The sequence below is a fragment of the Streptococcus sp. 10824 genome (genome assembly GCF_013276595.1).
GTDB lineage: Bacteria > Bacillota > Bacilli > Lactobacillales > Streptococcaceae > Streptococcus > Streptococcus pseudopneumoniae.
This window is the reverse complement of sequence record NZ_VMLH01000135.1, coordinates 1-11,019: the sequence shown is the minus strand read 5'-3', so window position 1 is coordinate 11,019 and position 11,019 is coordinate 1. Positions and strand designations below refer to the sequence as shown.

Genomic DNA, 11,019 nt, shown 5'->3' with positions numbered 1-11,019 from the left:
GCTGTACTTGAGTACGGTAAGGCGACGTTGACGTGGTTTGAAGAGATTTTCGAAGAGTATCAGTTTGTAAAAATTGGAGATAAAAAATATAGAGTACGCAGTGTTCCTATGATTCATTCAACTCCGCCTCAATCTGTCTTAGATCGAGATACTTTTACAATTGACTATACAGATGATGAATTGTTCGATAAAGAAGCAGTTTTTACTACTCATTAGAAAATAGGTATGAATAAATTGGCTTCCCTTAGAACCACATCTAGGGGCTTTTATGTATAATAGAATAATAAGTATCACTCCTTTACAATACGTGTAACACGTGTTATAATGGTGTTGTCAGGAGGTAAAAGCGCTATGCCTATGACACAAAAAGAGATGGTTAAACTCCTTACGGCCCATGGTTGGATAAAGACTAGAGGCGGTAAAGGCTCCCATATTAAAATGGAAAAGCAAGGGGAAAGACCTATCACAATCCTTCATGGTGAGCTGAATAAGTACACTGAAAGAGGGATAAGAAAGCAAGCTGGGTTGTAAAATTCAGCCCCTGCTTTTTGATATGGAGGTAGTGAAATGTTAGTTACGTATCCAGCTTTATTTTATTATGACGACACAGACGGAACAGAAGCGACTTATTTTGTCCATTTCCCAGATTTTGAATACTCAGCTACACAAGGAGAGGGGATTTCTGAGGCTTTGGCTATGGGGTCGGAGTGGCTAGGGATAACTGTTGCAGATTTGATAGAGAGTGATGGAGAGTTACCTCAGCCATCAGATATCAATAGCTTGTCTTTAATTGATAATGATCCTTTTAAAGATGATGAAGATTTCGTGTCAACCTATGACCTTGATAAATCTTTTATTTCTATGGTATCTGTTGATGTATCAGAATACCTAGGAAGTCAGGAACCCATTAAAAAGACTTTGACCATACCAAAATGGGCAGATAAGTTGGGACGAGAAATGGGACTTAACTTTTCTCAGACTTTGACAGACGCTATTGCAGATAAGAAAGTTCAAGCCTAAGATTAAGCGTGGTATCGTGGTAATAGTCAATAAAAAAGCACGTCCACTTGTGCTAGTTACTCGCCTATTGATTTTATAGATTTATTAGCCCTTTCGCGGGCTTTTTATATTGATTTTTATGAGAAATGAAGAAATCAGACTTTTAAGAAAATCACTGATACCAAGGGTTTAAATGAGGTAATATGGTATAATTAGGACATAAAATAATTTTGTGGTAAGATGGTAGTATCTATTTTAGCATATTTCCGAGCAATCGGGGCGATTAAAGAGTCGCATAGAAAGAGGACAAAATGGCAACATACGGATTTTTAGATGTTTTAGAGGAAGAGTTGGACAAGAACTTTCCCTTTGACTTTGAGATTAGCTGGGACAAACGCAACCATGCGGTAGAAGTGAGTTTTCTATTGGAAGCGCAAAATGCTGCAGGTGTGGAGATGGTGGATGAAGACGGAGAGGTTTCATCAGATGACATTCTTTTTGAGGAAGCGGTCCTTTTCTACAATCCTGCCAAGTCAACAGTCAATGAGGAAGACTATTTGACTGTTATTCCTTACCTGCCTAAAAAAGGATTTTCCCGTGAATTTTTAGCTTATTTTGCCCTTTTCCTTAAAGATACTGCTGAGGTTGGGCTAGATACCCTCATGGACTTTTTGGAAGATCCAGAAGCAGAGGAATTTGTTATGGAATGGAATCAAGAAGTCTTTGAAGAAGGAAAAGTTGGCTTGGAAGAGGGAGAATTTTATCCTTATCCAAGATACTAGGAGTTGGTTGGAGGTGTTATGAAGAAAATTGGGACTTATTTGGTTTATGTGCTAGCTGTTGTCTTTATTATGCTAGCTTTTGCTTGTGGAACAATCGCATTTGCAGAGTTGGGGTATTCCGCAGTTTTAGCCTTTACTTTTGGTTATGCCTTCGCTCTTCTAAGCATGTATTTAATCTTTATTCTTCATGAACTGGGTCATGTTTTTTGTGGCTACTTGACAGGCTATCGGCTGGTGGCTTTTGGATTAGGACATTTTATTTTGACCAAAAAGTCAGGCAGGTTTCATCTTAGTAGAACAGCCATTCTGAAAAATGTTGGTGCTCAATACATTGGTTTAAAAGAGGATGAAAGCGATCAAAGAATCATCCTGATGCTTTCAGGAGGCTTGATGGTTCATCTCGGCTTGATATTATTGGCGATAGTGTTTGGATTTTTGACAAGAAGCTGGTATTTTGCAGGGACTTGGATTTTTCTTAATTTATCTTTCTTCCTAAATAACATTTTGCCAGTCGACATCACCGATGGAGCAAAAATTTGGGAATTACTACAACACCCTGAAAATACCAAATACGCCTACCTGGTATTGAGACATTCTGCTCAAACTTTGCTTGCTCCTCAAGAATATGATTTGAAAGACTTTGTTCAAGCAGTTCCTGAGGATGCACGAGGGAGTTTTGCGGATGGTGTATTAGGTATGCAAGGTGAAGTTTCCATTTTGGAAGGGAAGGAAGAAGTAGCTAAACAGCAGTTTCAAGCATTACTTGAGAGGACAACTACTCCGATGATGCAGACAGTTGCCCAACTATCCCTGCTTCATATCGCCTTGTTGGAAGGAGATTTTGAGCAAGCGGAGCAATATGCTAGTATTCGACAGGTCAAATCGTTTCTGTCTCTCAAACTGTCCAATCTTCAAGTGATACAAGCCTGGTATCAATTAAAGGTGAAGAAAGATGTAGATCGAACTCGTAAGGCTCTCAAGATTGCTAGACAGAAAATGGATAGTAGTCGAATGTTGAGGGACGAGAAACGCTATTATGAAAACTTGTTAGCAGAGCTGGAAAAGGAAATGTTAGAAGGAACTGAAGATGGAACTAGAAATTTCTGATTTCCAAGGTTGCAAGATTGCCCTCTTTTGTGGGGATAAGCTACTGACGATTTTGCGTGATGACAAGGACGATATCCCTTGTCCCAACATGTGGGAGTTGCCAGGTGGTGGCCGTGAAGGGGACGAAAGCCCTTTTGAATGCGCTCGGCGTGAAGTTTATGAGGAACTGGGAATTCATTTAGATGAAGACTGTCTGCTTTGGAGCAAGATTTATCCTAGCGTAATTTTTAAAGGCAAGAAATCGGTCTTTATGGTTGGTCAGCTAAGACAAGAACAATTTGACAATATCATCTTCGGAGATGAAGGACAGGGTTATCAGCTGATGAATGTTGAGGAATTTCTTAGTTCCAGTCAAGTTGTGCCTCAGTTGCAAGAGAGATTAAAAGATTATTTAAAAGTAAGTGATTAGAAAGGATGGTTCAGTTACATTTCTAAACTGAACCCGCCCTAAACACTGTGCCAAAAAGATAAACTTCTCTTAGACACAAGTGTCTTCAGAGAATTTCCTATTTTGGTTTTGTGTTTTACGGGCTTGGTATTAATAATGGAAACATGGCAAGAGTTAAAAGTTACAGTGAAGCGTGAGGGAGAGGAGTTGGTTTCCAATCTCTTGATTGAGCTGGGAGCGCAAGGAGTCGCAATCGAAGACAGTATGGACTATGTGGGAAATGTGGACCGCTTTGGAGAGATTTTCCCAGAGGTGGAGCAGCAAGAAGAAATCGTAGTGACAGCCTACTACCCTGACACGGTGGATGTGACAGTGGTTGAGGCGGATTTGCAGGCTCGTCTAGCAGAATTGACAGATTTTATGGATTTGGGAGAGTTAAAAATAGGTACGACTGCCTTGGCTGAGGAAGACTGGGCAGACAACTGGAAGAAATACTATGAACCTGCTCGCATCACTCATGATTTGACCATCGTTCCCTCTTGGACAGACTATGAGGCGACTGCGGGAGAAAAAATTATCAAGCTGGATCCTGGCATGGCTTTTGGTACGGGAACCCACCCAACTACCAAGATGAGCCTTTTTGCCTTGGAACAGGTTCTTCGTGGTGGCGAAACGGTGCTAGATGTGGGAACTGGTTCAGGGGTTCTCTCTATTGCCAGCTCGCTTCTGGGGGCTAAAGAAATTTTCGCCTATGACCTGGATGATGTGGCAGTTCGTGTGGCTCAGGAAAATATTGAGCTCAACCCTGGAATGGAAAATATCCATGTAGCGGCAGGCGATTTGCTTAAAGGCGTGGAGATTGAAGCAGATGTCATCGTGGCAAACATCTTGGCGGATATCCTCATTCATCTGACAGAGGATGCTTATCGCTTGGTTAAGGATGAAGGTTACCTGATCATGAGTGGCATTATCAAGGATAAGTGGGATATGGTGCGCGAGTTGGCTGAATCAGCTGGATTTTTCCTCGAAACTCACATGGTTCAAGGGGAATGGAATACCTGTGTCTTTAAGAAAACCAAGGATATCTCTGGTGTGATTGGAGGCTAGCATGCAGCAGTATTTTGTAAAAGGCAGTGCTATCTCTCCTGTCACTATCGAGGACAAGGAAACCAGCAAGCATATGTTTCAGGTTATGCGCTTGAAAGAAGATGATGAGGTTACTTTGGTCTTTGAGGATGGCATCAAGCGCTTGGCGCGCGTGCTGGATGTGGAAGCCCGTCAGTTTGAGTTGATCCAAGAATTGGCTGACAATGCGGAACTGCCAGTCCAAGTGACCATCGCATCTGGATTTCCCAAGGGAGACAAGTTGGAGTTCATCGCTCAAAAAGTAACCGAACTGGGTGCTAGCCAAATCTGGGCCTTTCCTGCAGACTGGTCAGTTGCCAAGTGGGATGGCAAGAAATTGGGTAAAAAAGTTGAAAAACTAGAAAAAATTGCCCTTGGAGCAGCCGAGCAAAGCAAGCGTAATATTGTACCAAGTATTAAACTTTTCGAGAAAAAAGCAGATTTTCTAGCTCAGCTGGACCAGTTTGACTCTATCATAGTAGCCTATGAAGAATCGGCTAAAGAAGGAGAAGCTGCTGCGCTTTTACAAGCAGTTACTGGACTCGAGAAGGGAAATAAATTGCTCTTTATCTTTGGTCCAGAAGGCGGTCTCTCACCTGCAGAAATTGAGAGTTTTGAAGCTAAGGGAGCGGTTCTTGCAGGACTTGGTCCTCGTATTTTGCGAGCAGAAACAGCACCACTTTACGCTTTATCAGCCCTTAGTGTTTTATTAGAATTAGAGAAATAAGAGGAAGAAAATGGAACAAAAACACCGTTCAGAGTTTCCAGAAAAGGAACTTTGGGATTTAACAGCTCTATACCAAGACCGTGAAGATTTCTTGCGTGCAATCGAGAAGGCTCGCGAAGACATCAATCAATTTAGCCGTGATTACAAGGGTAATCTTCATACTTTTGAGGATTTTGAAAAGGCCTTTGCGGAATTGGAACAAATCTACATCCAGATGAGCCATATTGGTAACTATGGTTTTATGCCGCAGACGACAGACTATAGCAATGATGAATTTGCCAATATTGCCCAAGCTGGGATGGAATTTGAAACAGATGCCAGCGTAGTATTGACCTTTTTTGACGATGCTTTGGTAGAAGCTGATAAGGAAGTCTTGGACCGTTTGGGTGAATTACCACATTTGACCGCAGCTATTCGTCAGGCAAAAATCAAAAAAGCCCACTATCTAGGGGCTGATGTGGAAAAAGCCTTGACCAATCTGGGTGAAGTTTTCTACAGTCCGCAGGATATTTATACTAAGATGCGTGCTGGGGATTTTGAAATGGCTGACTTTGAAGCCCATGGCAAGACCTACAAAAACAGCTTTGTGACCTATGAGAATTTCTACCAAAACCATGAGGACGCTGAGGTTCGTGAAAAATCTTTCCGTTCCTTCTCAGAAGGTCTTCGTAAGCACCAAAATACGGCTGCAGCAGCCTATCTAGCCCAAGTCAAGTCTGAAAAACTATTGGCAGATATGAAGGGCTACGAATCAGTTTTTGATTATCTTCTAGCTGAGCAGGAAGTGGACCGTGCCATGTTTGACCGCCAGATTGACCTCATCATGAAGGATTTTGCACCAGTCGCTCAGAGATACCTCAAGCATGTTGCCAAGGTTAATGGTCTTGAAAAGATGACCTTTGCAGACTGGAAATTGGATTTGGATAGTGCCCTCAATCCTCAAGTGACCATTGACGACGCCTATGATTTGGTCATGAAGTCGGTAGAACCTTTGGGACAAGAATATTGTCAGGAAGTTGCTCGCTATCAAGAAGAGCGCTGGGTGGACTTTGCTGCCAATAGTGGCAAGGATTCCGGAGGTTATGCGGCGGATCCATATCGCGTGCACCCTTATGTCCTCATGAGCTGGACAGGTCGTTTGAGCGATGTCTATACCTTGATTCATGAAATCGGGCATTCTGGTCAATTCATCTTTTCAGACAATCATCAGAGTTACTTCAATGCTCACATGTCGACCTACTATGTCGAAGCGCCGTCAACTTTCAATGAATTGCTACTCAGTGACTACTTGGAGCACCAATCTGACGACCCTCGTCAAAAACGCTTCGCTCTGGCTCACCGCTTGACAGACACCTACTTCCATAACTTTATCACTCACCTTTTGGAAGCAGCCTTCCAGCGTAAGGTGTATACATTGATTGAAGAAGGGGAGACCTTTGGAGCAAGCAAACTCAACAGTATTATGAAGGAAGTTTTGACGGATTTCTGGGGAGATGCCATTGAAATTGACGATGATGCAGCTTTGACTTGGATGCGTCAAGCTCACTACTACATGGGCTTGTATAGTTACACTTACTCAGCTGGACTAGTCATCTCGACTGCTGGTTACCTTCATCTAAAAAATTCAGAAACTGGAGCTGAAGACTGGCTCAAACTTCTCAAATCAGGTGGTAGTAAGACACCACTTGAGTCAGCCATGATTATCGGAGCGGATATTTCAACAGATAAACCACTTCGTGATACCATCCAATTCTTGTCTGATACGGTTGATCAGATTATCGCCTACAGTGCCCAGTTGGGAGAGTAAGGGGAATAGAGAGGTTGTTATAGAATTGGTATGGACAGTTATTTGCTTAAAAATCTATGTTTAAATCCCCCACTCCTTTTCGAGGAATTCTTTGCCCTGCTCTGTAATGGTAAGTGAACGTGGCGTTTGTGCAGGGATGACCAATTGTTTTTCACTGAAAAATTCTAAAAGAGCATTGCCGAGAGCTCCGCCGACATGATTTTTACGTTCGCTCCAATCCAAACATTTAGGGCAAAATTTCCGTTTTTTCTTTTTCAATTCATCCGTATCAATGTGTAATTTTCTTTGGAAATAAGACTTCCCAGCTTCAGTGAGTTGGAAGTCTTTTTCTGATTCGCTGAGGAGATTTTCTTGCAAGAGATAATTGGTAATGGAAATGCCAAGCTCACCAGCAATATGGTCATAGCAGGTGCGAGCGACCTTTAATTCCTTTTTGTGAATGTGTTGTTTATAACTTTTGACATCACGCTGAGGAGAGTAGAAGCTGAGAAATTCCAGCATTTCTGCAATGGCAGCACTTTTTAAAGAATAATAATGAAAACGTCCATAGGTTTGTAGAGTGGTTACCTGTGCTTCGGTAAGTAATTTGAGGTGATAGCTGACAGTATGTTGCTTGATTTTGGTAAAGCTGGCAATTTCGTTAACCGTGTGAGCTTTTCCATCCATTAGAATATCTAAAATGTGCATCCGAGAAGGGTCTGATAAGAGTTTTGTGATGATGAAAATATCTGGTTCCATAAAAATTTTCTCCAAATTTCACATATCGATGATTTTCTATCTTTTATTATACTATAATTAAAGCACAAGATAAATAGATTTTTAAAATGTTTTACTAGAGAATATTTTAAATTTTATTGTCTGAGTTTAAATGGAGGTAAAATTACAAAAGTAATTGCAGCAGTATCCACAGTTGAAGGACGTTAATCTTAAGATTACATTCTCAACATTTTTTCAAAAGTGAATGGATTTTTCCATTCCTTTTGTCTATTTTAGGAGGAAATAGAATTGAATTTACCTAAAATTAAAGATATTCATAGTGTCCTATTTTTAAAGGATAAAATTAGATTAGGTATAGGAAAAGATTATGGTATTGAGATTGAGAATCTGGATGAGAAGTATACTCAGCTCATTAAGCTTCTCGATGGACAATACACAATCAATGAAATTTGTAGCTTAGTTGATAGCTTGTCCCCTAATGAGGTAGAAGAAAGTATTTCTTTACTAGATACACTAGGGTATTTGGAGGATAATTTTGTTACTACAACTGAATTAACTTCAGAAGAATTGGACAGATATTCCGTAAATCTTAACTTTTTTAATACTTTAGATACATTATCTTTAACAAAATATGATTATCAGTTAAAATTAAAAAAGACGCGTATTTTGATCTTAGGTATTGGTGGTATAGGAAGTAATATCTGTCTAGCATTGGCTGAATTAGGTATAGGGCATATTACAGCAGTTGATTTTGATACGGTAGAAGCTAGTAATCTCAATAGACAAATTTTGTATTCGACATCTGATATTGGAAAAAGAAAAGTAGAGGCTGCAAAAGAGTCGCTTAGAAAGTTTAATCCTTTAATTGAATTTGAGGTACTTGATAAAGAGATAGGTTCAAAAGAGGATGTTGATGAGTTAATAAAAACTTCAAAATGTGATATCGTAGTAAATGTTGCAGATTATCCAACAGGCTATATTGATTTTTGGGTCAATGAAGCTTGTGTTCAATACAATAAATTATGTCTGTCTGCTGTGGTGGGTAAGAAAAATGGGAAAGTATATTCAATTATTCCGTATAAAGCAGCGTGCTATTACTGTCAGTTTTTAGAGGATTTGGAAAAAATTCCTGAGTATGCTGAGGAGTTGGAGACTGTTCGTACGATGACAAATTCATTGGAACTAGAGATGTTCAGAACTCCGAATGGTGCTTTAGGTTCTGCTTGTCTATTTCAAGGGTATTTTATTTCGTTTGAAATTTTAAGATATATTTTTTGGGGATACGAAGCATTGCTAACATTTAATAAAAGATTCTCAATTGACTTTATAACATTCGAACAACATTTTGATGAATTAACAAAGTATCCAACATGCTCTATTTGTGGGGGAAAGAAAGAGTGAAGAAGTTAAGTGTTAAAAATCTAAAAAAGCAATATGGTTCTTATGAAGCTGTCAAGGGAATTAGCTTTGAATTGGGAGAAGGAGAGTGTTTGGGTATCTTGGGAATCAACGGTGCTGGCAAAACATCCACTTTAAAGATGATTTACTCACTGACCTCAATTTCCTCAGGAGAGATTGATATCTTGGGGCAAAATATTGAAACCAATCGTCGTAAGAGTAAATCTTGTCTGGGTATTGTAGGGCAGGAGGATATGCTGGACATGACCTTGAATGTTTATGATAATCTTTTTGCTCACGGTCTATGTTATGGTATCTCATCTGTCGAACTTAGGAAGAGAATCGATTCTCTCTTGGATTTTGTTCAACTGAGCAAACATGCGCAAAAGATGGTGAATCAACTGTCGGGTGGGATGCGACGACGTCTTGTCTTGGCAAGAGCTCTCATCAATCGGCCTGATATTATCATTTTAGATGAACCGACAGTTGGTTTAGACATTCAATCCCGCAATATTATTTGGGATAAACTTTTGGAGTTGAAGGAATTAGGTGTTTCCATCATTATTACTTCCCACTATATGAATGAGATTGAATATTTGACAGATAGGGTGCTGATGCTCCACCAAGGGACTATCAAAGAAGAAGGAACTGTAGAAGACTTGCTCATCCAGTATGATGCTGACAACCTTGAGACGCTTTTTTTGGGGTTGACTGGGACAGAGAAGGAGGACTTGCATGTTTAAGTTATCATTTCAGTCCATCGGACACGTTGTGGTACGCAACTACATGAGTTTTAGAAATTTATTTAAAATTTCAATTGTCCCCAACCTTATCGACCCCCTCTTTTATCTTTTAGCAATGGGATTTGGAGTTGGTGCCTATTTGACGCATGTTAACGGTATGCTCTACCGTGATTTTGTCATTACAGGTTTAATTGCTGCGACTGCCATGTCTGCGGCCACCGCAGAAACAACGGTCAATGCCTTTATCCGGTATAAGATTGAAAAGACTTATGATGCTATGTTGATGACGCCAATCAATACGAGTGATATTGTGGTGGGTCAGGCTATCTGGGCAGGTATTCGTGCAGTGATTTTCGGTGGGATTTTTTGGCTGATTTCCATGCTTATCACAGCGCATTTTCATGTCTTGATGTTATTGATTCCTCTGATTTTATTTATAGTGGGTTATTTGTTTGGTGTTTTAGGACTAATCTTTACCTACTTGGCACCGTCTAGGGAATTTCTGAATTACTACAATGTTTTGGTAATCCGTCCTCTTTATATGTTTTCAGATACCTTCTTTCCCATTACTTCCTTGCCCCCAATACTTGGTGATTTGACTTGGTTTTCTCCCTTGTATCACGCTACCCGCATGATTCGTATTATATGGGGAGGTGAGGTGACAGGTTTGTATCTTCATCTTATCTGGTTGATAGCCTTGGCGCTCTTGATAACGGTGCTTCCTATGTATATGTTACATCGTAGATATTATAGATAGTCTAATTATTTGTGATGTTGTAGTCATATTCTAATTTATACTAAACGTTATTCGAATTTGGACAGGTATGGGAACTGTGCCTATCAATATTGTAATGTATTGAAGTTGAAATGGTACGGTTCAGTTTTTAAAATATTGTTAGAAATTGTTTTAAATTCCCTAATCAATTTGTATAGTTTTTATTTCATTGCCAAATTTCAAGTTCTCCATCAAGAAGTCTTCTCTGGGGGACTTGTAGTTCAAGTGTTTTTTAGGATAGTTATTAATCCAATTTTCGATGAATGCGACTTCTTTGGGAGTCGTTTTCTTAGTTCCTTTAGGTAACCATCTCCGAATGAGCCTATTGTGATTCTCATTAGTTCCCCTTTCCCAAGAGACATAGGGGGGTGCATAATAGATATGCTCCTTATAGAGCTGTAATCAAGAAAACACGACATTTTTTAAAAACAGATATGGGAACACATAGAGT

At 39.9% G+C, this 11,019-nt stretch carries 13 protein-coding genes and 1 pseudogene; 12 read left to right on the top strand and 2 right to left on the bottom strand.

The window, feature by feature from the left end:
• From HT701_RS10465 to pepF, 9 genes are all read left to right on the top strand, one after another.
• The coding region (locus HT701_RS10465) for a hypothetical protein (RefSeq protein ID WP_172931502.1) at positions 1-216 on the top strand (216 nt) is incomplete at its 5' end.
• A 135-nt stretch (positions 217-351) separates the two neighbouring features.
• The gene (locus HT701_RS10460; RefSeq protein ID WP_001132284.1) at positions 352-531 is read left to right on the top strand and encodes a type II toxin-antitoxin system HicA family toxin; all 180 of its coding nucleotides are present in this window, start codon (positions 352-354) and stop codon (positions 529-531) included.
• Between the two features lie 36 nt (positions 532-567).
• Positions 568-1,020 carry a type II toxin-antitoxin system HicB family antitoxin gene (locus tag HT701_RS10455; RefSeq protein WP_000961810.1) on the top strand — a complete coding sequence of 151 codons (453 nt, stop codon included), beginning with the start codon at positions 568-570 and terminating at the stop codon, positions 1,018-1,020.
• Between the two features lie 290 nt (positions 1,021-1,310).
• Positions 1,311-1,781, top strand: coding sequence for a DUF3013 family protein (locus HT701_RS10450; RefSeq protein WP_000257101.1), 471 nt, complete (start codon positions 1,311-1,313; stop codon positions 1,779-1,781).
• An 18-nt stretch (positions 1,782-1,799) separates the two neighbouring features.
• Positions 1,800-2,888, top strand: coding sequence for a site-2 protease family protein (locus HT701_RS10445; protein WP_172931503.1), 1,089 nt, complete (start codon positions 1,800-1,802; stop codon positions 2,886-2,888).
• Positions 2,869-3,297, top strand: coding sequence for an NUDIX hydrolase (locus HT701_RS10440; protein WP_000418168.1), 429 nt, complete (start codon positions 2,869-2,871; stop codon positions 3,295-3,297). The genes HT701_RS10445 and HT701_RS10440 overlap by 20 nt, the downstream gene beginning before the upstream one ends.
• A gap of 135 nt (positions 3,298-3,432) precedes the next feature.
• Positions 3,433-4,383 (top strand): 50S ribosomal protein L11 methyltransferase, encoded by a 951-nt coding sequence (gene prmA / locus HT701_RS10435; RefSeq protein WP_023940752.1) that lies wholly within the window; start codon positions 3,433-3,435, stop codon positions 4,381-4,383.
• Position 4,384: 1 nt separating this feature from the next.
• Positions 4,385-5,128: a 16S rRNA (uracil(1498)-N(3))-methyltransferase gene (locus HT701_RS10430; protein WP_101514655.1), complete on the top strand. Its 744-nt coding sequence runs from the start codon at positions 4,385-4,387 to the stop codon at positions 5,126-5,128.
• 10 nt (positions 5,129-5,138) lie between these two features.
• Complete coding sequence (pepF, locus tag HT701_RS10425; RefSeq protein WP_119943621.1) at positions 5,139-6,935, top strand: oligoendopeptidase F; 1,797 nt, start codon at positions 5,139-5,141, stop codon at positions 6,933-6,935.
• Between the two features lie 60 nt (positions 6,936-6,995).
• Here pepF and HT701_RS10420 read toward each other — a convergent pair whose 3' ends face one another.
• Complete coding sequence (locus tag HT701_RS10420) at positions 6,996-7,673, bottom strand: metalloregulator ArsR/SmtB family transcription factor (RefSeq protein ID WP_000433071.1); 678 nt, start codon at positions 7,671-7,673, stop codon at positions 6,996-6,998.
• A gap of 267 nt (positions 7,674-7,940) precedes the next feature.
• Between HT701_RS10420 and HT701_RS10415 the strand changes: the two genes are divergently transcribed.
• Genes HT701_RS10415 through HT701_RS10405 form a run of 3 tightly spaced genes read left to right on the top strand, consistent with a single transcriptional unit; the run spans position 7,941 to position 10,550 of the window.
• Positions 7,941-9,053: a ThiF family adenylyltransferase gene (locus HT701_RS10415; RefSeq protein ID WP_101514657.1), complete on the top strand. Its 1,113-nt coding sequence runs from the start codon at positions 7,941-7,943 to the stop codon at positions 9,051-9,053.
• A complete protein-coding gene (locus HT701_RS10410) occupies positions 9,023-9,793 on the top strand; it encodes an ABC transporter ATP-binding protein (protein WP_119920046.1) in 771 nt (256 codons plus the stop codon). Before HT701_RS10415 ends, HT701_RS10410 begins: the two co-directional genes overlap by 31 nt.
• Complete coding sequence (locus tag HT701_RS10405) at positions 9,786-10,550, top strand: ABC transporter permease (protein ID WP_101514658.1); 765 nt, start codon at positions 9,786-9,788, stop codon at positions 10,548-10,550. The genes HT701_RS10410 and HT701_RS10405 overlap by 8 nt, the downstream gene beginning before the upstream one ends.
• A 159-nt stretch (positions 10,551-10,709) precedes the next feature.
• Here the strand turns inward: HT701_RS10405 and HT701_RS10400 are convergent.
• Positions 10,710-10,958 (bottom strand): annotated as a pseudogene (locus HT701_RS10400) (hypothetical protein); the annotation flags it as partial.
• Between the last annotated feature and the right edge of the window lie 61 nt (positions 10,959-11,019).

Coding starts and splice junctions, on each gene's coding strand:
- HT701_RS10460 (WP_001132284.1), top strand. CDS start 352: ATGCCTATGACACAAAAAGAGATGGTTAAACTCCTTACGGCCCATGGT.
- HT701_RS10455 (WP_000961810.1), top strand. CDS start 568: ATGTTAGTTACGTATCCAGCTTTATTTTATTATGACGACACAGACGGA.
- HT701_RS10450 (WP_000257101.1), top strand. CDS start 1,311: ATGGCAACATACGGATTTTTAGATGTTTTAGAGGAAGAGTTGGACAAG.
- HT701_RS10445 (WP_172931503.1), top strand. CDS start 1,800: ATGAAGAAAATTGGGACTTATTTGGTTTATGTGCTAGCTGTTGTCTTT.
- HT701_RS10440 (WP_000418168.1), top strand. CDS start 2,869: ATGGAACTAGAAATTTCTGATTTCCAAGGTTGCAAGATTGCCCTCTTT.
- prmA (WP_023940752.1), top strand. CDS start 3,433: ATGGAAACATGGCAAGAGTTAAAAGTTACAGTGAAGCGTGAGGGAGAG.
- HT701_RS10430 (WP_101514655.1), top strand. CDS start 4,385: ATGCAGCAGTATTTTGTAAAAGGCAGTGCTATCTCTCCTGTCACTATC.
- pepF (WP_119943621.1), top strand. CDS start 5,139: ATGGAACAAAAACACCGTTCAGAGTTTCCAGAAAAGGAACTTTGGGAT.
- HT701_RS10420 (WP_000433071.1), bottom strand. CDS start 7,673: ATGGAACCAGATATTTTCATCATCACAAAACTCTTATCAGACCCTTCT.
- HT701_RS10410 (WP_119920046.1), top strand. CDS start 9,023: ATGCTCTATTTGTGGGGGAAAGAAAGAGTGAAGAAGTTAAGTGTTAAA.
- HT701_RS10405 (WP_101514658.1), top strand. CDS start 9,786: ATGTTTAAGTTATCATTTCAGTCCATCGGACACGTTGTGGTACGCAAC.